27 protein-coding genes are annotated in these 26,212 nt (G+C 50.1%); 16 read left to right on the top strand and 11 right to left on the bottom strand.

All coding sequences use genetic code 11. The features are described from left to right. Window positions 1–353 precede the first annotated feature (353 nt). Complete coding sequence (locus tag AC2FAP_RS00335) at window positions 354–1,562, bottom strand: MFS transporter (RefSeq protein ID WP_032677632.1); 1,209 nt, start codon at window positions 1,560–1,562, stop codon at window positions 354–356. Between the two features lie 103 nt (window positions 1,563–1,665). Here AC2FAP_RS00335 and AC2FAP_RS00340 point away from each other — a divergent pair, with 103 nt between their 5' ends. Then, window positions 1,666–2,583, top strand: coding sequence for a LysR family transcriptional regulator (locus tag AC2FAP_RS00340; protein WP_032677633.1), 918 nt, complete (start codon window positions 1,666–1,668; stop codon window positions 2,581–2,583). A gap of 150 nt (window positions 2,584–2,733) precedes the next feature. On the opposite strand, the gene AC2FAP_RS00345 is transcribed toward AC2FAP_RS00340, so the two are convergent. Then, window positions 2,734–3,138, bottom strand: a complete 405-nt coding sequence (locus AC2FAP_RS00345; RefSeq protein WP_032677634.1) for a nuclear transport factor 2 family protein — start codon at window positions 3,136–3,138, stop codon at window positions 2,734–2,736. A 224-nt stretch (window positions 3,139–3,362) separates the two neighbouring features. After that, a complete protein-coding gene (locus tag AC2FAP_RS00350; RefSeq protein WP_032677635.1) occupies window positions 3,363–3,803 on the bottom strand; it encodes a GNAT family N-acetyltransferase in 441 nt (146 codons plus the stop codon). Between the two features lie 779 nt (window positions 3,804–4,582). On the opposite strand from AC2FAP_RS00350, the gene AC2FAP_RS00355 reads away from it, so the two are divergent. The 7 genes from AC2FAP_RS00355 to AC2FAP_RS00385 all read left to right on the top strand — a co-directional run bounded on the left by AC2FAP_RS00355 (window position 4,583) and on the right by AC2FAP_RS00385 (window position 10,183). Then, window positions 4,583–4,720, top strand: coding sequence for a hypothetical protein (locus AC2FAP_RS00355; protein ID WP_155964410.1), 138 nt, complete (start codon window positions 4,583–4,585; stop codon window positions 4,718–4,720). Window positions 4,721–4,780: 60 nt separating this feature from the next. Continuing rightward, window positions 4,781–5,248 carry a glycine-rich domain-containing protein gene (locus AC2FAP_RS00360; protein WP_410389802.1) on the top strand — a complete coding sequence of 156 codons (468 nt, stop codon included), beginning with the start codon at window positions 4,781–4,783 and terminating at the stop codon, window positions 5,246–5,248. Next, complete coding sequence (locus AC2FAP_RS00365; protein WP_311383229.1) at window positions 5,223–6,527, top strand: hypothetical protein; 1,305 nt, start codon at window positions 5,223–5,225, stop codon at window positions 6,525–6,527. The genes AC2FAP_RS00360 and AC2FAP_RS00365 overlap by 26 nt, the downstream gene beginning before the upstream one ends. Beyond that, the gene (locus AC2FAP_RS00370) at window positions 6,524–7,702 is read left to right on the top strand and encodes a cupin-like domain-containing protein (RefSeq protein ID WP_032677638.1); all 1,179 of its coding nucleotides are present in this window, start codon (window positions 6,524–6,526) and stop codon (window positions 7,700–7,702) included. Before AC2FAP_RS00365 ends, AC2FAP_RS00370 begins: the two co-directional genes overlap by 4 nt. Window positions 7,703–8,077: 375 nt before the next feature. Further along, on the top strand, window positions 8,078–8,206 hold the full coding sequence (locus AC2FAP_RS00375) for a hypothetical protein (RefSeq protein WP_255358169.1): 129 nt from the start codon (window positions 8,078–8,080) through the stop codon (window positions 8,204–8,206). Between the two features lie 206 nt (window positions 8,207–8,412). Continuing rightward, window positions 8,413–9,039, top strand: a complete 627-nt coding sequence (locus AC2FAP_RS00380) for a LysE family translocator (RefSeq protein WP_032677640.1) — start codon at window positions 8,413–8,415, stop codon at window positions 9,037–9,039. Between the two features lie 241 nt (window positions 9,040–9,280). Next, entirely contained in the window at window positions 9,281–10,183 is a 903-nt protein-coding gene (locus AC2FAP_RS00385; RefSeq protein WP_079231303.1) for a hypothetical protein, read from the top strand. A gap of 551 nt (window positions 10,184–10,734) precedes the next feature. On the opposite strand, the gene AC2FAP_RS00390 is transcribed toward AC2FAP_RS00385, so the two are convergent. Continuing rightward, window positions 10,735–11,355 (bottom strand): LysE family translocator, encoded by a 621-nt coding sequence (locus tag AC2FAP_RS00390; protein WP_032677642.1) that lies wholly within the window; start codon window positions 11,353–11,355, stop codon window positions 10,735–10,737. A gap of 224 nt (window positions 11,356–11,579) precedes the next feature. Here AC2FAP_RS00390 and AC2FAP_RS00395 point away from each other — a divergent pair, with 224 nt between their 5' ends. Together AC2FAP_RS00395 and map are read left to right on the top strand one after the other, a co-directional pair. Further along, window positions 11,580–11,798, top strand: a complete 219-nt coding sequence (locus AC2FAP_RS00395; protein ID WP_032677643.1) for a ParD-like family protein — start codon at window positions 11,580–11,582, stop codon at window positions 11,796–11,798. After that, the gene (gene map, locus AC2FAP_RS00400) at window positions 11,779–12,567 is read left to right on the top strand and encodes a type I methionyl aminopeptidase (RefSeq protein ID WP_032677644.1); all 789 of its coding nucleotides are present in this window, start codon (window positions 11,779–11,781) and stop codon (window positions 12,565–12,567) included. The genes AC2FAP_RS00395 and map overlap by 20 nt, the downstream gene beginning before the upstream one ends. 223 nt (window positions 12,568–12,790) lie before the next feature. Here the strand turns inward: map and AC2FAP_RS00405 are convergent, their stop codons facing one another. Together AC2FAP_RS00405 and AC2FAP_RS00410 are read right to left on the bottom strand one after the other, a co-directional pair. Beyond that, window positions 12,791–13,666: an AraC family transcriptional regulator gene (locus AC2FAP_RS00405; protein ID WP_020885047.1), complete on the bottom strand. Its 876-nt coding sequence runs from the start codon at window positions 13,664–13,666 to the stop codon at window positions 12,791–12,793. Window positions 13,667–13,924: 258 nt separating this feature from the next. Beyond that, window positions 13,925–14,707, bottom strand: a complete 783-nt coding sequence (locus AC2FAP_RS00410; RefSeq protein ID WP_410389800.1) for a DUF2971 domain-containing protein — start codon at window positions 14,705–14,707, stop codon at window positions 13,925–13,927. A 256-nt stretch (window positions 14,708–14,963) separates the two neighbouring features. Between AC2FAP_RS00410 and AC2FAP_RS00415 the strand changes: the two genes are divergently transcribed. After that, entirely contained in the window at window positions 14,964–15,752 is a 789-nt protein-coding gene (locus AC2FAP_RS00415; RefSeq protein ID WP_410389798.1) for a phosphotransferase family protein, read from the top strand. Between the two features lie 86 nt (window positions 15,753–15,838). Here AC2FAP_RS00415 and AC2FAP_RS00420 read toward each other — a convergent pair whose 3' ends face one another. After that, window positions 15,839–16,294, bottom strand: coding sequence for a hypothetical protein (locus AC2FAP_RS00420; protein WP_025204709.1), 456 nt, complete (start codon window positions 16,292–16,294; stop codon window positions 15,839–15,841). A 346-nt stretch (window positions 16,295–16,640) separates the two neighbouring features. Continuing rightward, window positions 16,641–17,522, bottom strand: a complete 882-nt coding sequence (locus AC2FAP_RS00425; RefSeq protein ID WP_014169049.1) for a LysR family transcriptional regulator — start codon at window positions 17,520–17,522, stop codon at window positions 16,641–16,643. 105 nt (window positions 17,523–17,627) lie between these two features. Here AC2FAP_RS00425 and budA point away from each other — a divergent pair, with 105 nt between their 5' ends. The 5 genes from budA to AC2FAP_RS00450 all read left to right on the top strand — a co-directional run bounded on the left by budA (window position 17,628) and on the right by AC2FAP_RS00450 (window position 22,357). Further along, window positions 17,628–18,407, top strand: a complete 780-nt coding sequence (gene budA / locus AC2FAP_RS00430; protein WP_025204708.1) for an acetolactate decarboxylase — start codon at window positions 17,628–17,630, stop codon at window positions 18,405–18,407. Continuing rightward, window positions 18,379–20,100 carry an acetolactate synthase AlsS gene (gene alsS / locus AC2FAP_RS00435; protein WP_086463059.1) on the top strand — a complete coding sequence of 574 codons (1,722 nt, stop codon included), beginning with the start codon at window positions 18,379–18,381 and terminating at the stop codon, window positions 20,098–20,100. The genes budA and alsS overlap by 29 nt, the downstream gene beginning before the upstream one ends. Window positions 20,101–20,120: 20 nt before the next feature. After that, window positions 20,121–20,891, top strand: a complete 771-nt coding sequence (locus AC2FAP_RS00440) for a (S)-acetoin forming diacetyl reductase (RefSeq protein WP_020885040.1) — start codon at window positions 20,121–20,123, stop codon at window positions 20,889–20,891. A 131-nt stretch (window positions 20,892–21,022) separates the two neighbouring features. Next, on the top strand, window positions 21,023–21,496 hold the full coding sequence (locus AC2FAP_RS00445) for a cold-shock protein (RefSeq protein ID WP_014169053.1): 474 nt from the start codon (window positions 21,023–21,025) through the stop codon (window positions 21,494–21,496). Window positions 21,497–21,658: 162 nt separating this feature from the next. Further along, complete coding sequence (locus tag AC2FAP_RS00450; RefSeq protein WP_014169054.1) at window positions 21,659–22,357, top strand: GNAT family N-acetyltransferase; 699 nt, start codon at window positions 21,659–21,661, stop codon at window positions 22,355–22,357. A 46-nt stretch (window positions 22,358–22,403) separates the two neighbouring features. Here AC2FAP_RS00450 and betA read toward each other — a convergent pair whose 3' ends face one another. Genes betA through betI form a run of 3 tightly spaced genes read right to left on the bottom strand, consistent with a single transcriptional unit; the run spans window position 22,404 to window position 26,155 of the window. Next, the gene (gene betA / locus AC2FAP_RS00455) at window positions 22,404–24,068 is read right to left on the bottom strand and encodes a choline dehydrogenase (RefSeq protein ID WP_020885039.1); all 1,665 of its coding nucleotides are present in this window, start codon (window positions 24,066–24,068) and stop codon (window positions 22,404–22,406) included. A 13-nt stretch (window positions 24,069–24,081) separates the two neighbouring features. Then, window positions 24,082–25,554, bottom strand: a complete 1,473-nt coding sequence (gene betB, locus AC2FAP_RS00460; RefSeq protein ID WP_485452804.1) for a betaine-aldehyde dehydrogenase — start codon at window positions 25,552–25,554, stop codon at window positions 24,082–24,084. Window positions 25,555–25,567: 13 nt separating this feature from the next. Further along, on the bottom strand, window positions 25,568–26,155 hold the full coding sequence (betI, locus tag AC2FAP_RS00465; protein ID WP_020885037.1) for a transcriptional regulator BetI: 588 nt from the start codon (window positions 26,153–26,155) through the stop codon (window positions 25,568–25,570). Window positions 26,156–26,212 lie beyond the last annotated feature (57 nt).

Here is a 26,212-nt window from a genome sequence, read left to right on the forward strand (position 1 = left end):
TTTCAGCTCATCCAAATAAGAGAGGATGTCGCGATATTGCACTACAGGACATTCAATGCGGACGGCGCTCGCCAGACTTTGCGTTCTTCGTGTTGGGAGCGAGCCGGGAGCGGGCAATGGAAACTGGTATTCCATCAGGGGACACCTGAGGCGGGGAGCGGATAAGGTCCCAGGATCGCACCGCAGAAAACGATTTCTGGATCTCAAGTGGGGAGAGTTAAGCCAGCCGACGGGCTGGCCTGAAATAGCGGCATTACTCCGCACTCATTTTAAGTTTGTGGGGTCGCTTATCGCTCGTAGCAAACCTTGCGGCTCTTATGTCGGTCCGCTTTGTGCCAGAAGCGGACGTTATGCTAATCATTGATGAGATGATTTGGCTGGAGCGTACGCTTAGCCAGCTTCTTTTGCAGAATGATAACGATGATGGGGAACCCTGATGCGGAAATTGCACATACCCCCAGCAACGTGTTCATATTTTGTTGTGCTATGGAGTGCCCAGATAATAGAAAAGAAGACAGAAAAAATGCGACAGTTGTGATCAGGTACATTATTGATGACTGCAATGAAGAAAATCCCGCTCGTTGCCTGTCATCAGGAAACTGAATACTCACCGCCGAGGAGGAAACCAGACGACTGTAAGATGCACCGAGAAATAAAATAATAAATAGCGTCGGATTCGAATAGCCCATAACAGGTATCAGCAAAGCGAGTAAAAAAACGAAAGTTGACCCTGTAGCCAGACTCACTGCAGAAAAATGCGGAGTTAGCGCACCTGTCATTTTTGTTGACAGGTATCCTGCAATGCCCCCGGCGAAAAACAGCCATGGCAGCAGGTATTGAGAGCCCCCCAGCTGTTGGGTCATTAATGGTACCAAAACAGGAATGACCAGCATCGGGCTAAACTGTACCAGCGCATTACTGGAAGCGAACAGTAAAGTATTAACGTCGAGAGGCAGTGCGTGGGGTGTATCGAAAGAGACTGTATCCTGAGGGATGATGGATACAATCAGTGGCATTGCCAACAAACACAGCGTACTGGTTAGCCACAAAGCGACATGCCAACCGTAATGAGCGCACAAAAATAGTATCGTGGGCATTCCGGCAATGCTTATCATCGGAAATGATGCAATTACCGTCGCCAACAATTTCCCTCGCAAGTTAGTTGGTGCGAGATTTATCAATATACTGATACTCACCCCCATAGTTGTGCCTCCAGCCAATCCGGCACAGAATCGTAATGTAAGCAGAAGGCTAAAGCTGGAGGTAAATGTCGTCAAAAGTGTCAGTAGGCCGAGTAGTGCCATATTGGCGATTAAAAAACGTTTCTTATTGAAACGACCAATCCAGTAAAAGGCGATAATTCCCGACAGGACCGCCCCGGAGGTGTACATGCCCGATACGTAGCCAGAGAATGACACGGGAACGGCGAAGTCTGCTGCCATAAAAGCAAAAACAGGGTTGAACATCATATATTCCAGCGCATTTGTGAACTGGATAAAAGCCATGACAACCGCTATCCGGATGAGGGCTTTATGATTAAACGTTGTTGTGACCGATGACATAACAAGCGACCTGTGGGTAAAAGATATCCGAGTTTAATTGCTTTCAATCTTATTCAGTAGATGGTAAAACTGGCACGTATTGTTATCATTTATGGGATAGTCTATGCGACCAGCTCTTGATTTTAATACCCTGAAAGTTTTCATTGCGGTGGTTGAAAGAGAAAGTTTTGTTGGGGCATCTAAAGTCCTTGAAATGCCGACATCAAACGTTAGTCGTTGTATTTCTCAGCTAGAAGACAGACTGAATCTTCAGCTCATTGAGCGCAGCACCCGACATATGAAACTCACACAAGCGGGGCACCTGCTCTATTCCCGGGCGAAGCCATTAATGGATGCACTTGAGCAGACTGAAACAGAATTAACGTTGCGGCAGATGCAGCTCAAGGGGCCACTACGTATCTGTATTCCCAATGAAATAGGTCCTGCACTGCTGGGTTCTGTGATTGCCGATTTCGCCTGCCAGCACCCGGATCTGGAAATTAGCTGTGTCACAAATTTGTCTGGTCTTGAATCCCTGAGAGACGATCTCGATTTAGCCATCATTGTGAGCCGTGGCCAGATGGATGACGGTGATTACATAGCCCGTCACCTGGTGACGATCCCTTGCACCATCGTTGCAGCCCCCTCCGTCATTCAGCGTTATGGCATACCTTCTCGTATACAGCAATTTGAAGAATTACCCTGTATTACCACGGTAAATGCACTTAAAGGTGCTCCCTGGCAGTTTGTGAATAAAAAGGGGGGATTTGAGACGATAAAGGTTAAAGGCCATTACCGGGTAAACAGCGGAGAGATGGCAGGACGCGCGGCGGTAGCGGGTGTTGGTTTCGCTATTCTTTCGAAACAGGCCTGCCAGCCCTACATCGACGATGGACGACTGATCGAGACTAAGTTCGAACAACCGCCAGCCCCACTTCAATTGTACGCACTTTATTCAGACAAGCGTTATTTGCCCGCTAAAACACGAGCGCTTATTGAATACATACAGCAGAATTTGAGCAATCTATCCTTAGCAGCCTAAGGATAGATGAAACAGCTACAGAGAGTTCCAGTGTTTCAATGGTCTCTAAATGCAGAATGTCTGCTGTACGCTCAACGCAGACCTTATGACCACGTGGGCTGTCCGTTGCGTGCCAGAAACGGACGTTCAATGGAATAAACGTATCTGCAATTAAAGGCACGCCTCGGAAACTCCGAAGCTATCCTCAAACATGCGAAAGCGGGTAATAAGACCATTTTCGATGTACATGTCGAGTACAAATTCGGTTTCAATCAGCTTCTGTGTTTTTTTAACGCGTGATGCAAGCTCACCAATAGCAACCAGTCGCTTGTCTTTGATGAGAATATCTTTTATTTCAAAATGTTCTGGTGAGAGGTGTGTCCGTATTTGCGCATAGAATTCTGCCACACCGTTTCTGCCGTATTTTCGGCCAATCCAGGGAACTAACTGAGTATTTCCAGCGACCACCCAGTCGACGCTTTCACTTACCAGTGCCGCTATCTCATTCACATCTTCTGCTGTGGCTATACGATGAAAAAAAGTTTCCGCTACTACCTGTGGTGTTTGGACTGTCATAGCTTGTTAATCCCAGTAAGAGTAATTAAGGATTGTCAGACTAAACGATGGTATTAAAAATCACCTTGTCCTACGGTGCTGTTTGATCATGTTATAGAGAGCAGTTGGTACGTTACTCAGTCCCCTGGCGGGCTTTTGTCCGATTTTCGCTCATGGCGGACCTTTGGCTCAGTTAGCTTGTCCGCTTTTTGCCAGAAGCGGACAATGCAAACCTTGCGAGGGAGTTAATTAACAACGGGAACGTCGGCGAGATGTTTAACAAAACGCTTCCTAACTTCCTGATAACCATTATCTTCATAAAACTTGTGTGCTCTGACTCTTCTTTCACTGCTTGAAAGCTCAATTTGAGAACATCCTTTCTCCAGGGCGATTTGCTCAGCGGCGATGAGGAGTTTCCGCCCGATCCCTGCCCCTCGCAATGATTCGTCAATAACCAGAGCTGAAATTAATGCCCATAAGCCGTTTTCGTGCAGGGGCGTTATAAAATTCACCACAATAACCCCGCAAAGTTCTTTTTCTGATTCGGCAACCAATATGCTAAGACCGGTATACTCTTGGTCAATGTGCTTTTCTAAGCGTTCTCCCTCTGTCTGATATCCTAGTTGCAGAAACAGCTTATTTAGAGAGGGTATATCTTTTAACTTTGGCGTCCTGATTAAGACCATGCCATAACCTCCTTCATAATAGTTTAGAAAAAATATCCAAATCACAATTCGATGCGCCTGCAGGGAAGCCATATACGGTCAAGGCTGTTAAGAGGAACACTGGCCCTGAAGCTGAAAGAAACTTTGCGTTAAAGGAAGTGGTTTCAGAATTGATGGGCGTCTGTAAAGCTTCTCCGGCTCACGGCATCCCAACAAGGGTTCGCGATTTCCTCACATGTTCTCTTAATGATATGTTCTCACTGAAACGCTGCCGTCGTGACGCTATTTATAGACAACATCATATCGTCAGCAACCGTCAGCCTCTTCAATATATTCCTCTGTATTACCAAAAATGGTAGTTATGTATGAAAGCATAGCTACCACCTTACGTAATACCTCTTAGCAGATTAGCTGCTCGCTCAAAAATAATTATGCGTGACAAATCTGATGGAGACTACCAATTATAGTGGGGAGGGGGCTTACTTGTATAAATAAAAAAACAGAAATAAGCCGATTAATAATACCAAGATGAAAGCTTCATCATGAAAAGTTACCACCAGTAAATTTATGAAAGAATATAAAGAAATCCTTTTTTTAGAAAGTATTAAAATCTTCACATCTTCGACCAGCTAGATGATAAAACTACGTAAACCAACTTGAGTTTTTGTGCTAAGCGGACAAAGTTAATATTTTTTTATTGTGATGTAGATCACACTTTCGGATAGATGAAATTAAAATTTATGTAAACATGTAGTTAATTTTCTGGGCGCAGATGCGCATAACCTAAAAAGGAAATGGAAATGAAAAAACTTTCTGAAATGCTGAAAGCAGCCGCTTCTTCTAAAAAGCCGGCACAAAAGGTTAAGGGTAAGGATCTTTATTCCGGTGCTGGTCCGAGTAACTCCAATTCCCACTGCCAGGGTGGTGGTGGCTGGTAAGAAATACCGGGGGGAGTGATCCACTCCCCCATTGCTCCCCCTCAAAAAGGAAGAATCATAATGATGGACGATATTGCTAAAACTTTGCCACATTCTATGGAAGTGTCGCTTACCGGGCGAGAACCCACTCTTGATGAAGCTGTAGAGTACATTGATAAAATTGACTTTTCTGAGTTGAAAAATAAGTTATCAAGATCAGATGAGCTAATTTCCCGAGTCTGGTCTGAGCAAGAGTTACAGATGACTGAACAATATTATAAAAACTTCCTGTATCTCAATAAAAAATACAATAATATTGTTAAAGTAATTGTCCCAAGCCTCGCCATAGATGAATTCTGGCATCATCATATCTTAGACACAAGGTCGTACATCAGAGACTGCAACAATATTTTTGGATACTATTTTCACCACTACCCATATTTTGGTATGCGGGGTGAGACAGATTATAAGAACTTAAAAAAAGCATTTGATGTTACACAAAAAATATACGAGGCGGAATTTGGTGAAAAAATCATTGATATTTGGTGAGCCAGATTACTTTAAAAATATCAGATCTAGGATCATACCATTCATTACAAGCAGGGTGGTTCCCTTTGCAGGTTTTACACTAATCACCGTCATGATCGCCCGCCTCAACTATCCGGAGTTGGGAACTTTCACCTATCTTACTGCGATGTTTTCTCTTCCAGTAGTCCTGATGTCGATGCCATTAGCAATGGTTGGGAATTTCTCGGCAGCATCAAAAAAGACAGGTGAAAGCGGGAGCGAAATATTTTTGAGTGGTCTTCCGTTGGCTGTCATCCTGTCGGTTTCAGGAGGGTTCATTGCTGCATTCATGCTGTTTTACTTAGTCAACACGGTAGATCCAAATGTTGATTTGGCTGGGAGAATATATTGCTTTTGCGTTCCTTTCTTAATAATTAACACTTATTTATTCTATTACATAGAAAGCTATATAAGCAACAAGATAATGGCTAAAGTAAAGATTGCCAGTACTTTCATCAGTGCGGTTGCTATCTTATCCCTTTCGGTATTTGTGGATGAAATTGTTACTTGGCATGTTTTTTCCGTATTTTTGCTAATCGAGATTATTCTTTTTTGCCTATATGTATGGGTAACAGTCTCCCATTCAGATGCTAATCTAAGGCAGGGTATTGGTTTAAAAATTACAGAGGCCTCAAAAAAACTAATCGTTATCGGGTTGCCTGTTGCTCTGGGCCTGACGGGGCAAAAAGCGGTATACTTTCTTATCACTCAGCGCATCAACGATATAAACAGCAGCCTTGTGGCAGATTTGTCTGTAATGATGAGTATATCGGGAATTTTATCTCTGCCATTTGCCGCTTTTGCACAAATACATAGCTTGTTTGTTAGCGAAAATGATTTTAAGTTTCATTACCAGATTTACAAACAAGGGGTTGTTTGTGGTTGTATTGCTATCTTCAGCATACTGATACTGGGAGTAGGTAGTTATTATTTCTTACTGGAATTATATAATGCCGCACCTGATTTATATAGTATAAATTACTTTGTCAGTATTTCAGCTTTGTTTGTTGCGTCTTCTCTTATGCTTTTGTCCATGAGTCATCTGAGGGCGTTACATGACACACTCTATCCTCAGTCGATTGCAGTCTTAATTCTCCTGGCGGGGTTTATCCCGGTAATCTGGTTACATACATTTAAAAGCAATGCATTGTATAAAGTTATATATATACAGGCTGCATTTACAATGATAATTTTTGTTGCACTGAGTTTCAGGATTAAAACACAATTCAAATTCAGTAATGGAACTGAGGTTACACAATGAAGACCATTGATATGCAATTTAAGGAGTTAACAAAAGAGCTCCTTATGCTTCATACAAATAAAATGCGCAGTCCATGTGTATTTGTTAATATGGTTATAAATCAACGACTTGAGAATTGCAGCGTTGAAGAGATATTGTCTCTTCAACAAACACAATTTTTGTCTAGTAATCATAACGGATCGTACTGGGCCGATAAACCGCTCTACGCTGAAGTTCAGGGCAGGAAGAAAACACTGGACCTGGAGCGTATGTTTTTAAAGGATAGCGGTGACTACTATGTCACCTATTTTGTTCAGAGAACACTCCATCCAGCCGGATGGGAAACCATCCGGACTTGTGGAAATAATGTTTTCGATGATTATCTGGCAAGCAGAACCACCTTCAAAGATTATATGAAGGGAAGCGTGTTTCATAACCACTGGATTTCAAACGGTAACACTTTGAGTTCACTTCATGCAGATCCGGTCAATACTTTCTTTCTCCAGGTGCAGGGAACGAAAAGATTCAGATTGATTGAGGAGTCTTTATTATTGTGTAAATATGTTGATTTAAGACAGCCTCATAAACTTAAAATTAATTTTGATAAGCTAAAAAATTTAGGTGTTAAAAATGAAGAGTTCACTGTCACCCCTGGGATGGCCGTTTTCATGCCTTCTTGGTGTTTTCATGAAATAGAAAGTCAGGGGGCCGGGCTTAATATTTCGTTAACTTCGCATTATCCCCGTTCACGTTCAGCGTTCCTTCTTTCTCCTCTACAGGCCATCAATAAAGTAAGGCGTTTCTGGTATCCAAAATTTGTCCAAAAAAAAAGAATACAATTTCAGATTGAAAATCTTTCAGTGAATGCTGTACCCTTTTTTCCCTGGTTCTCCTCATTCGTATCAAATACTACTTTCTTAAATGACACCACCTACCAGCCTCAATATTATATATTGAACAGGAAAACAAAAAGGATCGTACCCGTCTTAAATATGGAATTGGTATCTGTACTTAAACAGATAAATGGCTTTGTTACAGTGCAGGATATTTCGAACATAACAGGTCTTGCTCAGGATACCGTAATCGATACTCTGGCCACACTTATTGAAGATGAGTTCATCCAGATACTTTTTGATTCGGAAGATAAGTATAATTATTTCTATCAAAGTATAGAGCCGAAAACATTATCTACCTGAAATAGGATAAGTGAAGGTCCTGTTCAGACCTTCATGTATGCCACAGGAGCCGCGTCCAAAGGATGGTTTCTATGTGCAACTGATAGCACACGGCCGGGGTTGCCTCCGGCCACAGCCCGTTCGCCGGGTTCTCATCAAAAAATCTAGCCGCTTTAAAACCGGTACGCTGATAAGGCTGCTGTCTCTCCAGCCTGCGGGTCTGTACTTAATGATCTTTTTTTTACATAAGTTTTGCCTTTATATCGTCGTGAGTGACGTTCTAATTTTTCTGTCACGACACGGCATAAACCTTTCTTCCGATCACGGGAGTTTTCGAATCTGCGGAGAAGAATAGAGAGATTGATTCAGAACAGGCACTAATTAAGGAGGATTATTATGATATCTGGATTATTCTCATTCAGGAATGAAAAGGTACTGATTATTGCCCTGAGCGGACAAGTTATCCTCACGGCCTATCAGCGACGAACCGGCACGCATCATTTTCACCCTGAACGTCCGTCCTGACCTTTGACAACGTGGCCGATGATTAAAGTCCCCTTTGTGCCAATAACTGACCTTGCTAATCTAAATGCTGTTTAAATTGTTAGCGAGATCTCAAGCGAATGACGGGCGTAAATCTTCAACAAGCGAGCCGTTAATTCCCACCTCCCAAACCATTCCTCACCGGCTTCTATTGCTGATATAGTGCAAGTTTTGGCGAGGATGATTTTATGTCTTTAACTGCCCTTATGGCTTTTGCCCTGATTATGTCTGCCGGTATCGTCACTCCAGGCCCGACTGTTCTACTTGCTCTTAATAATGCGGCTCGCTTTGGTATCAGGAAGGCGACATGGGGGATTATTGGCGCAGCAGCAGCGGATATCCTTCTGGTAGCGCTGGTCGGTTTAGGACTTGGCGTTGTTCTGGCTGCTTCAGAAACCCTTTTTGTCACCCTGAAGTGGGTTGGAGCTGCGTGGCTTGCTTTTATCGGCTTGCGAATGTTGCTTTCTTCGAACACTTCTTTGCCTGGAGGCATTGAGGAAACAACTCCGGCGCGTCATTCACTTTTTCTCAAAAGCTTCTTTGTCGCCATGAGCAATCCTAAATATTATATCTTCATGACCGCATTACTCCCTCAGTTCGTCAGTACGGCGCAACCAGCCTTGCCGCAGTATGTCAGCCTGGCGGCAGTGATAGTTTTAATCGATGTGGCGGTGATGCTGGGCTATGCGATCTTGGGTAAGAAATCCGTCAGCCTCTGGAGAGCTGGCGGTATTAAATGGATGAACCGTATCAGCGGGTCGTTTCTGTTAATTCTCGCTGGTTCGGTTGCTTTGTATCGTAAAAGCAGCACATAAGTTTCCCTGGAGATGTAAAGCAGCTATCAGGCGGCTTTTTTCCGTCCCATGTCCGCTTCTTGCTCAAAGCGGACCCTTCCATCTCCACCTGCCTTTTGCTTTGAACGCCGGAGCCTCAACAATTTCTCTGCCCGGCCCGGTGCAGAGAGAAAAGACGTCATCAACCTCATGCTATCTTTCTATAAAACAGGTATCCCAGTGGTAATTGGGGCTGCCCCGTTGAAATAAAAGGAACAAGTTAATGCTTGATTATATGCTTGAGCAGTTCAGCAGGCTGCCTGTTGACTCCTGGTTACTCAGGAACGGCCTGAAAGACTATATTGATGAACAGCTGCTCTGGTGTGAGGACAGCAATTTTTCATCAAATTTCCCTTTCCGGGAAACCGGTCTGCCTCAGGATTTTTTTCTTCAGAAAATCATTTCCTGCGACGGTAATGACTACCTCACCGGACCCAGATACAGAGGCGGCGATTTGAAGAAGCCGTTCATTGATCTGGTCGCCAGCTCTGCTCCTCTGACCCGGAGGGCAATGGCCTCAATACTGGACGTATGGCATCCCATGGGCGCACGTTCAGTCCGCGTTCTCCGACCCGTGTCTGAGGATACGCGCGGTTGTGCCGATCAGTTTTTCTATGTCGGCGGCAGCATGGATGAAAAAAAAGAAGCTGTAATCAGCGGCCATACTGTCCGCATTGAGCGTGCCTGCCAGCCGTCAGTTGAGTGGTGCCTTCAGGCTCTGGAACTTGCCTATGCCGAGACGTATTCCCGCTATCCTTTCCTGAAGGATAAGGTGGTTCCTGCAGATGAAGAAGACATTCGCGATGCCATTAAGGACGGAAACCTGTTCATCATAGTTTATGAGGGGTCGCGTGCCGGTTTTATCATCTGTGATAACGCGCGCCGGGCTTTTATATCCGGACAGTGGATCACCGAGGAGATCGTTATTCCGCGCTTTCGCGGAAAGCATGTTGCGGGTTCCGCTCAACAGGCCTTACTTTCTTTTCTCAGCACGCCCCGCACACCGGCATCGCTATGGGGAACCATCGAAAGCAGTAACCTGCCTTCAATACGCGCCGCTGAGCATGCCGGGAGAAAGCGGGTGATGGAGTATGCTTTTCTGTATGGGGAAGATGTGCATGATTAAGAGCTACCGGCAGCTTACGCTGTGTCTTTTCATACTGTTGTCCACATTCGGCTTCTGCCTTTATCTGGGTTTTTTTTCCTTCTGTCTGGTTAAAATAAAAACCGACCCGCTTGTTATTTCAGTGCTGACAGGTTCAACTGCGCTGGCGGCGTGACCGCCACCTTGTGATCCACCCTGTCAGCTGCATACAGACCGCCTTCCCGGCGGTTTTTTTATGCCTTTTCTGCGGTAACAAGACAGGGCGGAAGTCTGCCTGCCCCGTGGCTCAGCATCCGACTTCGGGAGTTTTCGGATCTGTGCAGAAGAGGAGAGAGATTGATGCAGGACAGGCACTAATTAAGGAGGATTATTGTGATTAGGGGATTATTGTCTTTCAGGAAGGAAAAGGTACTGATTATTGCACCGAGCAGACAAGTCATTCTGACGGTCTATCAGCGACGAAGCGGCACGCATCATTTTTCACCCTGAACATCCGTCCTGACCTTTGACAACGTGGCCGATGATTAAAGTCCGCTTAGTGCCAGAAGCGGACATTGCCAGCCAGCCCAAGGCTATCTCGTGCTAATAGCAAGTTTAGCCGCGAAGCATAAAAATAAGCCCCCTGTTGCTCTGTCCATCATTCGGACAACGCGACTTTTCTTCAGTACGGCTGATGCAAAATGCGTGGATAAAATGAGAGTGACTGACCATATAGTCCCAATCGCTACGTGGATGCTGACCAGGATAAAAGTCCATATTAAAGGTGAGTGACCGGCAGGTACGAACTGCGGCAAAAAAGAGACATAAAAAATGCCCATTTTGGGATTGAGCACATTCCCCAGCATTCCTCTGATAAACCAGTTCCCTTGAGAAACGTTGTTGTCATCACCATCACTGAAAGATGATCGAGGACGTATCAGCAGTTGTAAGCCCAGCCAGCTCAGGTAGACCGCGCCACAAACTTTGAGCACAGTGTAAGCCATCTCTGAAACCGCCAGAAGAGCACCAAGACCTAACGCAACCAGCGCGCCCCATACAAAACAGCCAGCATCAATGCCAAGCGCAGCGTGAAAAGCCTTTTTACCGCCCTCAGCACAAGCGGTGCGCAGAATAAGTGCCGTATCAAGACCGGGGGTCAGGGTAAGTAACAGTGCTGCGAGAGAGAATGCGAAGAGGGAATCGTTAACAGTCATTTTCTTTGTCCGAAAGAGCAGATGCTAATCATTTAGCTCCCTACAATCAATCCATTAAATATTGTTTTTAAAGGTCTGCTCTTCGCTCAAAGCGGACTTTCAGCTCACTTAGCCTGTCCGCTTTGCGCCCGAAGCAGACCTTTATTCGTACGGCAAAAATCTCCGTGACAACGGTCTATGAAACATATACATTATATATATGTTCTATTACAGAGTATATGCTTATGGGTATTGTCAAAATTTCAGATTTGCTGCATGAAGACGTGCGGGATGCAAGCAGAGCGATGTCACGTTCAGTGAATGCACAAGCCGAATACTGGATCCGCCTCGGTATGATGAGTGAGCTTTACCCGGAACTTAACTATCAACAAATTAAAATGATGATGCTGAAATCAGGTTCTGACCGTTTAATGGAGGTTATCAATGCCATCAATTCCCATTAAAACCGCAGATGAACTTGCCCGCCAGCGTCATGCAGGAGCGTTGCTGGCCTCCGTATTTGAGATGCTGGACACGTTTATTGTTCCGGGAGTCTCAACTCTGGACATCAATGATCGCGTAGAAGCTTTTATTGTCAATGAGTTGCAGTCAAGACCTGCCAGTAAAGGACAATATAATTACCCTTACGTCCTGAATACTTCTGTGAATGAAGTGGTTTGTCACGGAGTTCCTAAAGCCAACGAATACCTGAAAGCCGGCGCTATAGTTAATGTCGATATCACCCTGGAGAAAGGGGGCCTGATTGCCGACTCCAGCAAAATGTATCTGATTGGTGACGTCTCTCCGCTGGCTCGCCGGTTGGTGGATATAAGCCAGGAAGCCATGTGGCTGGGCATAAAAATGGTAAAACCGGGTGCAACACTGGGAGACATCGGGCATGCCATCCAGACGCATGCTGAGTCCAACGGCTATAGCATTGTCAGGGAATACTGCGGGCACGGTATCGGCAAAGAAATGCATGAAGAACCGCAGGTGCTGCACTATGGTAAACCTGGTACAGGCGAAGTGTTACAGGCAGGAATGGTTTTTACCATCGAACCGATGGTAAATCAGGGAAGCAGTAAAATAAAAACCAAAAAAGACGGCTGGACAGTGGTCACCCGGGATAAAAAACTCTCGGCCCAGTGGGAACACACGGTCGCTGTGACCAATGACGGTTTTGAAGTTTTAACACTTCGTAAAGATGAAATCATTCCAGAAAACATGGTTTGACTCCGGTGATTACTCAGCAAAAAAAAGCTTTCACGCATCTTCAACTGTGTGCTTGATTCCCGTATCCAGCCTGGCATCTTTTACAGGGGACGTCCGCTTATCGCTCACAGCGGACCTTCTGCTCCGTTAGTTTGGTCGCTTTGTGCCAGGAGCGGACGTTGCAAATATCACGGTTTTAATCGATGGGGAGCAGATCAACGATGAACCATAACCCTGAATCAGCTCATTTTAACGGCAAATAGATATCCGTGAGTAATTCATGTTCTGCTACCTCATGCACAAAGTTGTGGTAATGAAAGAAAAGCGGGAAGTCGCGAAGTTCCTCTCCGCTCTCTGGCAACCAGTCACGATACAGAGACTTAGCCAACCCGGTTAACGCATCATGCGATCCCTGATGACGTAACACCGCACAGCGACCAGCCGGAATGTCACTATTTATCACCCCGAAGCGATTGTCTTCAATAATGGGTGACGTGACGGTTCCGCAAATATGGAACTCAAATTCATCCGGCGGCGTTAAGGTTGGATCGTGTGGTGCAATACCGTATGTCTGGCTACTGGCAACCGGTGAAAAACCCGTGGTTTTTCGCCATTCAATAAAGCGAGCCGCCGTTTCGTTTATTCGCTCCGGTTGTCCATAATGTGTCAGCATTGCGACTGACGTCGCGGGGAAAGTAATGATCCTGACCTGGCTTTGCATGGTTTGTCTCCTGGCTTTGTAAGGTTCGGATATGCGCTTATGCCAATCCACCCAGGGGGGCTGCTGGCGGAATTGCGTCGGTGATAGACCGAACATTTGTCTGAAAGCACGGCTAAATGATTCAGAATGCTGGAAACCGGCGTCGTACGCGATATCAGTGATTTTCTCTAACGGATTAAAAGCCAGTCGATAAGATGCGCGTTTTAAGCGCATCATCTGGATGTAACGGCCAGGTGGCATCCCACAATAACTACAAAACTGACGATGGAAATGAAATGGCGAGAAGTGAGCCACTTCACTCAGTTTTTCCAGTAATAAAGCGTCATCGAGATGGTGGTCAATATAATCAAAGACCTGTTTAAAGCGTCTGGCGTAACTATCAGTTTTATTATCACACATGACTTCCTCCGTGCTGCTTAATATGCTCGAAGGCGATTCAGTTTGCCTGACCGATCTTGCTCAATGACGTACAAAGGAGAGCATTTCCAGGTGGCTATCTTTCGAACCTTTGACTTGCTCCCCATTGCTCAAGACTCTCGATGTCAATATGCATGCAGAACTTCCACTGTTCGCTCATTGCGGACCTTAGGGGACTTCAGGAAGTCCGCTCCATGCCGGGAGCTTACATTGTTGATATGGTAATCGCCGCGGATAATCTCAACCGCCTATGTGGTTACGTTCCATCGCTCTTAAAACCTTCTCTGCAGAATCAAATATATCCATTCTCTGCATATCATGCGGGTATTTGGTGTATTCATAACTTTCTAAGGCGAGATCCCATGTACTTTTCTTAAATTCACACTGATATAACTGCACTGTCTTGTTCAAAATCAATGCTTCTAATGTACTGTTATTTCTAATTATTTCATCAACCTTCTTGTTGTTTATCCCAATATAGATACCTGTTATTGATTTTAGATCAATTATTTTATCAATTAAAACCGTGCCTTGTTTTTGTAATGCGTCTGTCTTTTTTATTATTCTGATTTCTTCTTCATATTTCCAATGCAGTGATTTAGTAAGCAATAATTTACTAATTATATCAGTATCATAGATATTTTCTTGACTGATTTTTAGTTTGCTTTTCATTCGGCTCTCTAAATAAAAAATTTCACCTTTCGGAGCTGTAATCAGGCATTTTGCTTCATCATCAAATCCTGCTTTCTCAGTGTCGATTGCTACAACAAAGCCCTGATGCTTATCAGCATAATGTGACCACATCAATACGTTGAGTGGATTTTTAGAAAGGCATAAACAGGCAAGGTTTTGATTGATCTCATACCTCATAGTCAATGATTCAATTGATTCATCATCAAGTGCATATCCATAACTTTCGAACGGATCATTAAACTCACTGTGAGGGGTGAATTTTATAGAAATGTAGCCATCTTTGAAGAATCGATCTAATGATGCATTGTCTATGTATTTGTACAAAATCATAAAATACTCAGAATTATCTATAGGTGTTATCAGTGTACAGCCTTTCGACAGGGTAGGGGTAAGTATCCCGCTTAACCAGCAAGTGCATACCCTGGATCACCTAATAGCATAACTTTCAGGGTATGAAAGTCTATACCTCGCTCAAAACGGACCTTCCCACAACCCGCAACACCGCGCGTAAAACGCAATTCCCCTGATCCCTCCGCATCACACTACACTTATCCCTTAAAGCCAAACCTGACACAGGGAGTCATGTATGTCTGCGGAGAATTTATCCCAAATGGGTGCGGCAAACGTTCAGCGTTTGGTGGATCAATATGGTCAGCAAGTCATAGAAAAATGCCCTGTTAGTCCTGTGGAATATGCTTTCTACGAGCGTGCAGCGGAAGAGCTCAACGGCAGGGGGATCAAAACGCCGACGCTGTTGTCTGCCGATCCACATCCACGCCGGTTAAGGCTGGAATATATCCCTGGAAAAGTGTCTCAGGATGAGGTGTCGGGGGATGACATATTGAAATGCCTTTCTCATCTTCATCGCACTCCACCGGACCCAACCTGGGTGTATCACCCTCATTCCTGGTCCGAGAAAGCGCTTGAAAAATCATTGGCGCTTTTGAAATTACCGGACCGCGCGGCCCACCAGATGTGCTGTTTTCAGCAAGCGGGCAGCATTTTGTTTCGGCAGAAATGTTTAATCTCAGGGGATACCAATGCCGGTAACTGGGGGAGGAGAGAAAACGGAGAGTGGGTTCTCTTTGACTGGGAAAGGTTTGGCACGGGCAGTCCGGCTATCGACCTCGCCCCGCTGGTAAAGGGGATGGGCTCCAGGCAAAGCATTTTACAGCTTGCGGAGCGTTACAGCGTGCATTATCTGCATATGCCTGCTCGACAGCTAGCGACGGAAATAACCCTTGCTAAAGCATGGATTGTGTCAGAAGTGGTGTCCCTGCTCTATGACCGGAACAAAACAGATTTTGAGCTGTACCTGAACTGGTACAGAGAAACGCTTCCCGGCTGGCTGGATGAGGCCATCACAGTACTTTAACCCTTCGTCTGCATGGGTTTTTTATATTATTAAGGCCGAAATTCTGGCTCACAGACCAGCTGAATTTCGGCCCTTAAGCTCTGGCCTTAGTGCGCCGTGATATACGGCTCTTTCACGAACTCCGCCAGCAGCCAGACCATATCATGTAGCAGACCGGTCAGCTCTTTTGCCACGTTTGCAGGCAATGTTCCGCCCATTACCGCCTGCGTTAACGCCAGCGCATAGTCCACCTGGAGCGACGTATCCTGCCAGCAGTCCGGAACGCAGGAGACAATCTTCTCTCCTGCAATCAGCTGTTCGACCAGATAAGGCGGGAGGGCAGAATCACAACGCGCGCGAAGGCGTTTAAGGACTGCCAGCAAACGCGTACACAGTGTTGCATGGGTGACCGCATCGTCGGTTTCTACCAGCACGCTTACATACGCGGTGCAGGCATCGGCCAGTTCGAAGAGATCTGCAGATTCAGGCAGTTGTAGATGAATCAGATGGTGTATAGCGCTTTCTTCAGAGAGCGCGTAAGACAGGGAAGGGACAGTTGTCATGTGATTTTCCATTTTAAAAAAACTCCAGACCATCCAATAAGTTCCTACGCTCATGGGTGGTAGCGCTGACGGAGGTAGGAATACCGCACACGACAAAAACGGCCAACCTTTCGGTTGCTCCGCCAGCGCGACCGTAGTGTAACGGGATGAGCGCTGCCGCGACAAAATAATTGTCGTATCGTGATATGCGGGTTCCTACGCCCGGTTGCGGATGTGCCGCAACGCAGGCACTTTACGGCCGGGAGGAGAGTAAGAAAAGCAGTAACCCTGAATTACACAGGGTTACTTGCAGGTTTGCGAGGCGGCTTCCAGAAAGGCCTTAGCGGGCGCAAGCAACGCCGCGCCATTACCCTTCACTCAGCATCGCCAGAAACCGTTTCACCGTCCGCGAACGTTCAAAACGCCGCCAGCACAGCGCGATATCGGTATAAAGCTCCGGTGATGTCAGCGCATGGTAGGTCACATTGGGGGGCGAAATGGCGGCCATTGACTTCGGCACCAGGGCGAACCCGCCGCCAGCGGACACCATGCTCAGGGAAGAGGAAAGTTGCGAAGACTGCAGCGTGTGCTGCACGTCAATTCCGGCCCGCTCGCAGCAGCCGTAAACGCGATCGTACAACCCTGGCGCGACCTCCTGCGGGAACAAAACGACCGGCGTATCCCGAAGTTGCTCCAGCGCCAGCGATCCACACTTCGCCAGTGGATGGTCGCGATGCAGCGCCACAACCATCGGCTCACGGTCGAGAATTTTTAGCTCAAACGCTTTGCTGCTCTCACACGGCAGACGCACAAACGCGATATCCAGCTCACCCTCCGCCAGCATCGCCGTCAGCGAAGACATATTGGCTTCCACCTGGTGCACTCTCACCGCCATGTTCTGCAGCTGATACTGGCGAATAAGGGTGAAGATTTTGGGGTGAAAGGCGTCTGAACTGGTGATCCCAATCGACAGACTGCCGTTCAGCCCGCGGGCAATGCCCCGGGCTTTCTCCAGCGCGGCGTCGCTCAGCGCCAGGATCTTACAGGCGTCCTCATAGAAGGCTTCTCCCGCTTCAGTCAGCTCCACGCCTCGCGTCAGGCGTCTGAATAACGGCGTGCCCACTTCTTCCTCGAGCCGTTTAATCTGCTGACTCAGAGGAGGCTGTGAAATACCCAGCGCTTTGGCCGCTTTGGTGAAGTGTCGCTCACGTGCAACGGCGACAAAATACCGCAGATAACGAAGTTCCATATCAAAAACGTCTCAAACCAGCATGGATTCTATATTGGAACTCTATGCTGAATCGGGTCAACATTTATTTAACCTTTCTAAATAAAGTTGAAGAGGACGAGCATGATGGTGCATTCATCTGCATGCGACTGTGAGGCCAGTTTGTGCGAGACCCTGCGTGGGTTTTCTGCCCAGCATCCTGACAGCGTGATCTATCAGACATCGCTAATGAGCGCCCTGTTAAGCGGCGTGTACGAGGGGGATACCACTATCGCCGATCTGCTTGCGCACGGCGATTTTGGTCTGGGTACGTTCAACGAGCTGGATGGCGAAATGATTGCCTTCAGCAGCCAGGTGTATCAGCTGCGCGCCGACGGAAGTGCCCGTGCCGCGAAGCCGGAGCAAAAAACACCGTTTGCGGTGATGACCTGGTTCCAGCCGCAGTATCGCAAAACCTTCGATGCGCCGGTCAGCCGTCAGCAGATCCACGACGTGATCGACCAGCAAATCCCCTCCGATAACCTGTTCTGTGCGTTACGCATCGACGGTAATTTCCGCCACGCCCACACCCGTACCGTTCCGCGTCAAAAGCCGCCATACCGCGCCATGACCGACGTGCTGGACGACCAGCCAGTGTTCCGCTTTAACCAGCGAGAAGGGGTACTGGTCGGGTTCCGCACGCCGCAGCATATGCAGGGCATTAACGTCGCGGGATATCACGAACATTTTATCACCGACGATCGTCAGGGCGGCGGGCATCTGCTCGACTACCAGCTGGAGAGCGGCGTGCTGACCTTCGGTGAAATTCACAAACTGATGATCGACCTGCCTGCCGACAGCGCATTTTTACAGGCCAACCTTCACCCCAGCAACCTTGATGCTGCAATCCGTTCCGTCGAAAACTAACAGGAGAACCACCGTGAACAGTGATAAACAGGCACGTCAGTGGGCGCATGGCGCCGATATGGTCGTAGGCCAGCTGGAAGCGCAGGGCGTGAAGCAGGTTTTCGGTATTCCGGGTGCAAAAATCGACAAAGTGTTTGATTCCTTGCTCGATTCCTCCATCGAAATCATTCCCGTGCGCCACGAAGCGAACGCGGCGTTTATGGCCGCAGCGGTAGGGCGCCTCACCGGCAAGGCCGGGGTCGCGCTGGTCACCTCCGGACCGGGCTGCTCGAACCTGATCACCGGGATTGCCACCGCCAACAGTGAGGGCGACCCGGTGGTCGCGCTGGGCGGTGCCGTGAAGCGGGCAGATAAAGCGAAGCTGGTGCATCAGAGCATGGACACAGTCGCCATGTTCAGCCCGGTGACGAAGTACGCCGTGGAGGTAAGTTCACCGGATGCGATTGCCGAAGTGGTCTCGAACGCGTTTCGCGCTGCCGAGCACGGCAGGCCAGGGGGCGCGTTCGTCAGCCTGCCGCAGGATATTGTCGACCAGCCCGCCACGGGCGCGATTTTGCCGGGCAGCAGTACTGCCAAAATGGGGCCGGCACCGGAGTCCGCCATTAACGATGTGGCGAAGCTTATCGAAAAAGCCAAGAATCCGGTCATTTTACTGGGCCTGATGGCCAGCCAGCCTGCCAACAGCGCCGCGCTGCGTAAGCTGCTGGAGAAAAGTCGCATCCCGGTCACCAGTACCTATCAGGCGGCCGGGGCGGTGAATCAGGAACATTTCACCCGCTTTGCCGGACGTGTCGGCCTCTTTAACAACCAGGCAGGCGACAGATTGCTGCATCTGGCGGATCTGATTATCTGCATCGGTTACAGCCCGGTGGAATACGAACCGTCCATGTGGAACAGCGGCGACGCCACGCTGGTGCATATCGATGTGCTGCCCGCCTATGAAGAACGCAATTATGTGCCTGACCTCGAGCTGGTGGGGGACATCGCCGAAACGCTGAACCTGCTCGCGAGCCGGATCGCCCACAAGCTGGAGCTCAGCGCGCGCGCGTCAGAAATCCTGGTCGATCGTCAGCATCAACGGGATCTGCTCGATCGCCGTGGCGCCTCGCTTAATCAGTTTGCCCTGCATCCGCTGCGCATCGTGCGGGCCATGCAGGACATCGTCAATAACGACGTTACGCTTACCGTTGATATGGGGAGCTTCCACATCTGGATCGCCCGCTATCTCTATAGCTTCCGCGCACGTCAGGTCATGATCTCTAACGGTCAGCAGACCATGGGCGTTGCACTGCCGTGGGCGATTGGTGCGTGGCTGGTCAATCCTGGACGCAAGGTGGTCTCGGTGTCCGGTGACGGCGGCTTCCTGCAGTCGAGCATGGAGCTGGAAACCGCCGTGCGTCTCAACGCCAATGTGCTGCACATCATCTGGGTGGACAACGCCTACAACATGGTGGCGATCCAGGAAGAGAAAAAATACCAGCGCCTTTCCGGCGTAGAGTTCGGCCCGGTCGATTTCAAAGTCTATGCCGATGCCTTTGGGGCGAAAGGCTTTGCCGTCGAGAGCGCGGATGCGCTGGAGCCTACGCTGCGTGCTGCAATGGATGTCGATGGCCCGGCCGTGGTCGCCATTCCCGTCGACTATAGCGATAACCCGCTGCTGATGGGCCAGCTCCATCTCAGCCAGATTTTGTGAATCAATATAAGGACAGAGAAATGCAAAAAGTTGCTCTCGTAACAGGCTCAGGCCAGGGGATTGGTAAAGCGATTGCGCTTCGCCTGGTGAAAGACGGTTTTGCCGTCGCCATCGCGGATTACAACGAAGAGACTGCAAAAGCCGTTGCCGATGAGATCACCCGCAATGGGGGGAAGGCCGTCGCCGTGAAGGTGGATGTCTCCAGCCGCGAGCAGGTGTTTGCAGCGGTGGAAAAAGCCCGCACTGCGCTGGGCGGTTTCAACGTGATCGTCAACAATGCCGGGATCGCGCCTTCCACGCCAATTGAGTCGATCACCCCGGAAATTGTCGACAAAGTTTACAACATCAACGTCAAAGGGGTTATCTGGGGTATCCAGGCTGCCATTGACGCCTTCCGTAAAGAAGGGCACGGCGGCAAGATCATCAACGCCTGTTCCCAGGCAGGCCATACCGGGAACCCTGAACTGGCGGTCTACAGTTCCAGTAAGTTTGCGGTACGCGGGTTAACCCAGACGGCGGCACGTGACCTTGCGCCATTAGGGATCACCGTTAACGCTTACTGCCCGGGCATCGTCAAAACGCCGATGTGGGCGGAAATTGACCGCCAGGTCTCCGAAGCGGCGGGTAAACCGCTCGGCTACGGCACTGAAACGTTTGCCAAACGCATTACGCTTGGCAGATTGTCCGAACCCGAAGATGTGGCCGCCTGTGTCTCTTATCTCGCCGGGCCAGATTCCGACTACATGACCGGTCAGTCCCTGTTGATTGACGGTGGTATGGTGTTCAACTAAATACTAATAAGCTCTGACATGAGTTTTCCCCTGCCCCCGTGCAGGGGCTTTTTTTTGTCTCCTCAGCCATTGTGGATTACACTGCGCGCTGCAAAACTTTAGTCTTAGAGATCTGACAGGCGGTAACAGCGATGAACGGTACAATCACAACGTGGTTTAAAGATAAAGGCTTTGGATTTATCAAAGATGAAAACGGTGACAACCGCTATTTTCATGTGATTAAGGTCGCCAACCCTGATCTGATTAAGAAAGACGCAGCGGTGACCTTCGAGCCCACAACCAACAACAAAGGCCTTTCCGCCTATGCGGTGAAGGTGATCCCGGAAAGCAAACACCTCTATATCGCAGGCGAGCGCGTGAAGCTCACCTCGATCAAATCGTTTGTGGTGTTCAGCGAAGAAGAGCCAGCAGATACCGGCATAGATAAAGAGAACGCGGTACTGTCCGTGGGGCTGCTGATGAACAACATCAAACCCAAGTCTGACAAAAAACCGGGTGAAATGCGCACGGTGAAGAAGCTGGCTATCACCACCTTCCAGAATACGACGATGATCTTCACGGAAGATGAGATCGACATCGACGCTACGGTGAAGCTGCTGAAATAATGTTTTGCCGGGTAGGGCGACGTCTTACCCGGCGTACCGCTGTCATCCTGGCGTGCAAACGCCACTTCCCCCGTTTTCCCGAGCAGGCGATACGCCGCGTCTCTTTTCGTCCGCTTTTTAACCTGCTATAACAAAACCCTTATCCTTCCGGGAGTCAACGCCGTGCCCGAGCTTAATCAACATGGTCAAACTGTTAACGATATCGTCCCAGACTGGAAATGCGCCCGTGCGTTAACCCGCACTCCGCTCGTCGGTCAGTATTGTCGTCTGGAGCCGCTGGATGCCGAACGCCACGCGGCAGATTTGTATGAGGCCTATGCGCTGGGGGACGACAGCGACTGGACGTGGCTTGTCAGCACCCAGCCCGTGAGCGTTGAAGACACCGCAGAATGGGTCCTTGGCAAAGTACTGGATGATGAACTGGTGCCGTACGCCGTCATCGATTTACGTACCGGGCAAGCTGTGGGGCTGGTGAGCTATATGGCAATAGAGCGCATGCAAGGGTCGGTGGAGATCGGCCACGTCACCTGGTCACGCAAGATGAAAGGCTCCCGCCTTGGCACGGAAACCGTATGGCTGCTGCTCAGGAATGCATTCGAGCATGGCTATCGTCGGCTGGAGTGGAAGTGCGATTCAATGAACACTGCCTCGCGTAATGCGGCGGAAAGGCTGGGGTTTGTCTGGGAAGGCCGGCTGCGTCAGAAGCTGGTGCGCAAAGGGCGCAACCGCGACAGCGACATGCTGTCAATCATTGATGGCGAATGGCCACAGCGGGATGCCGAACTCCGCGCCTGGCTGGCTGAAGCGAATTTTGACGGGGAAGGGCGGCAGCGTAAAAAGCTGGAGGCGTTTCGTCTGTAAAATATGCCCCTCACCCGTTGGGAAAGGGGCTGCTTAGCAAACTGCGTTACAGGCGAACCGGTGCACCGTTGGCGACATAATATGCCGCGGTACTCTTCGCCAGCGGCTCGCGCCCGCGAATGGCATCGGCAATTTTCTCGCCAATCATGATGGTGGTGGCGTTCAGGTTGCCGGTGATGATCTGCGGCATAATGGACGCATCCACCACGCGCAATCCTTCCAGCCCATGAACGCGACCTTCGCCGTCGACCACGGCCATTTCGTCATACCCCATCTTACAGGTGCCGCACGGGTGGAAGGCGGTTTCAGCGTGGTTACGCACAAACTCGTCCAGCTGTTCGTCGGTCTGGCACTCAATGCCCGGGCTGATTTCCCGTCCACGGTATTTATCCAGCGCCGGCTGGTGCATGATCTCACGGGTGATGCGGATCGCATCGCGAAACTCCTGCCAGTCCTGTTCGTGGGACATATAGTTGAACAGGATTGCCGGATGCTGATGCGGATCGCGTGATTTAATCCGTACATGCCCGCGGCTTGGTGAGCGCATGGAGCCAACGTGACACTGGAAACCGTGCTCTTTGACCGCGTTCGACCCGTTGTAGTTAATGGCGACCGGCAGGAAGTGGTATTGAATATTCGGCCATTCAAACTCCTCGCGGCTGCGGATAAACCCACCGGCTTCAAAGTGGTTGCTCGCTCCCACGCCGGTGCCGCCAAACAGCCACTCCGCGCCAATCTTCGGCTGGTTCCACCACTGCAGGGCAGGGTAGAGAGAGACCGGCTCTTTGCACTCGTACTGCAGGTACATCTCTAAGTGATCCTGCAGGTTTTCACCCACACCCGGGAGGTCATGTACCAGCGGGATGTCAAATTGCTTCAGCAGTTCCGCGTTACCCACGCCGGAGCGCTGCAGGATCTGCGGAGAGGCAATCGCCCCGGCGCACAGCAGCACCTCTTTGCTGGCCGTCGCTTTTGACGGAATCGTGCTCTCGCCTTCCAGCCACTCGACGCCTGTCGCGCGTTTGCCGTCAAAAATAATGTGATCGGTCATGGCATGGGTGCGAATGGTCAGGTTCGGGCGTGATTTCGCCTGATCCAGATAGCCGCGTGCGGTACTGGCGCGACGGCCCTGCGGCGTCACGGTTCTGTCCATCGGGCCGAAGCCTTCCTGCTGATAGCCGTTAAGGTCGTCAGTACGCGGGTAGCCCGCCTGCACACCGGCTTCTACCATCGCTTCAAACAGCGGGTTTACGCCGGGTTTAGAGGTGGTCACGCTCACCGGGCCGTCGCCGCCGTGGTAGTCGTTTGGCCCCACGTCACGGGTCTCTGCCTTACGGTAGTAGGGCAGGCAGTTGAGATAGCTCCAGTGTTCCAGACCCGGCTCAGTTGCCCAGTTGTCCAGATCCATCGCGTTACCGCGGATGTAGCACATGCCGTTGATCAGGGATGAGCCGCCCAGCCCTTTGCCGCGACCGCACTCCATACGGCGGTTGTTCATGTGCGGCTCGGGCTCGGTTTCATACGCCCAGTTGTAACGCTTGCCCTGCAAGGGAAACGCCAGCGCGGCAGGCATCTGGGTGCGGAAGTCAAAACGGTAATCCGGGCCGCCCGCTTCGAGCAGCAGAACGGTGGTATTGGGATCTTCCGTCAGTCGTGTTGCCAGTACGTTGCCGGCAGAGCCGGCACCAATAATGATGTAGTCAAATTGCAAAAAAACCTCCCGGTTAAAATATGGACTGGAATTTACCCATCTCAACCTGGATGGACTTCACCTGGGTATAACTCTGGAGCGTCATTACGCCGTTCTCGCGGCCAATGCCGGAGTGTTTGTAGCCACCAACCGGCATCTCTGCCGCGGATTCACCCCAGGTGTTGATCCAGCAGATACCCGCTTCAAGCTGGTGGATCGCGCTGTGCGCGCGGTTCAGGTCGGCAGTCACGATGCCCGCCGCCAGACCGTAATCGGTGTCGTTGGCGCGACGAATCACCTCTTCGTCGGTTTCGTACGTGAGGATGGACATCACCGGCCCGAAGATCTCTTCGCGCACGATGGTCATCTCATCGGTGCAGTCGGTGAACACGGTGGGAGCCACCCACGCGCCGTTGTCAAAGCCGTCGCCTTTCAGCACATCGCCACCGCACAGCACACGCGCGCCTTCCTCTTTGCCTTTGGCGATATAGCGCAGCACGTTTTCGCGGTGCGGGAAGCTCACCAGCGGGCCAAAGTTGGTGCGTTCATCGAACAGATCGCCCGCGCGAATACGTGCCACGCGCTCAACAATTTTCTGCTCAAACGCGGCTTTGAATTTCGCCGGCACGAACACGCGGGTGCCGTTAGTGCATACCTGTCCGGAGCTGAAGAAGTTGGCCATCATGGCGATGTCCGCCGCGAGATCCAGGTCGGCATCGTCGAAAATAACCAGCGGGGATTTCCCGCCCAGCTCCATCGTCACCTCTTTCAGGGACGAGGCCGCCGAATTGGCCATCACTTTTTTGCCGCTGGCAACGCCGCCGGTGAAGGAGACTTTGGCGATACCCGGGTGCTCGGTCAGGAACTGACCGGTTTCTGCGCCCACGCCCGGCAGAACGTTAAACACGCCGTCCGGCAGACCCGCTTCGGTGTAGATTTCGGCAAGCTTCAGGGCGGTGAGGGGCGTCACTTCGCTCGGTTTGAAGATCATCGCGTTACCTGCGGCCAGCGCTGGCGCGGATTTCCACAGGGCGATCTGGATCGGGTAGTTCCACGCGCCAATGCCCGCGACCACGCCCAGCGGTTCACGACGGGTATAGACAAATGAGGTATCGCGCAGGGGGATCTGGCTGCCTTCCAGCGCCGGGATCAGCCCTGCGTAGTACTCCAGCACGTCCGCGCCGGTGACGATATCAACGGTGCTGGTTTCTGAGTACGCTTTGCCGGTGTCGAGGGTTTCCAGCTTCGCCAGCTCGTCGTTACGCTCACGAAGAATGTCTACCGCACGGCGCAGAATGCGCGAGCGCTCCATGGCGGTCATCGCCGCCCAGATTTTTTGCCCGCGCTGCGCGCTTTCTACGGCGCGATCGACATCCTCGCGTCCGGCGGCCTGAACGGTCGCCAGGACTTCACCGTTGGCCGGGTTGATGGTCTCGAAGGTGCGACCGCTGGTGGCCGATGTATAACCACCATTGATATAAAGCTGCTGTTCTGCCATTCGGGACATAAATTCTCCTCGGTTAATCGGTCGGTAAATGCTGGCTAATAAAGTGGCTGGTGAGCGACTGGGCCAGGGTTTTATCCAGCGGTTTGCCACTCAGCGCGGCGCGCAGCCACAGCCCGTCAATCAGCGCCGCGAGCCCGTAACCCGCCTCCTGCGCCTGTTCGCGCGGCAGCTCGCGGCGGAACTCATACACCAGGTTCGACAGCAGACGGCGGCTGCTCACCTGCTGCAGACGGTAGAGCATTGGCTGATGCATGCTGCTCGCCCAGAAGGCCAGCCAGGCTTTCATTGCCGCGCCGCTGATCTGGGTTTCATCAAAATTGCCGCCGACAATCGCCTGCAGACGCTGCTCTGCGCTGCCGTGCGGTAAGGCATGCAAGCGGTTCAATACCGCGTCGCGCAGCTGGCCGGTGATGTCGCGCATGGTCGCTTCCAGCAGGCCATTTTTGTCCTTGAAATAGTGACTGATGATCCCCGTGGAAACGCCCGCCCGACGGGCGATCTGCGCGATGGTCGCGTCATGCATTCCCACTTCATTTATTGCTTCCAGCGTGGCGTCGATCAGTTGCCTGCGCCGGATTGGCTGCATCCCCACTTTGGGCATTTTTGCCACTCCATTCATCAGCGTTGGTTAACCATTAAAGCGGTTTTTGATTGGACG

The sequence above is a fragment of the Enterobacter cloacae complex sp. 394I7 genome, from assembly GCF_057320345.1.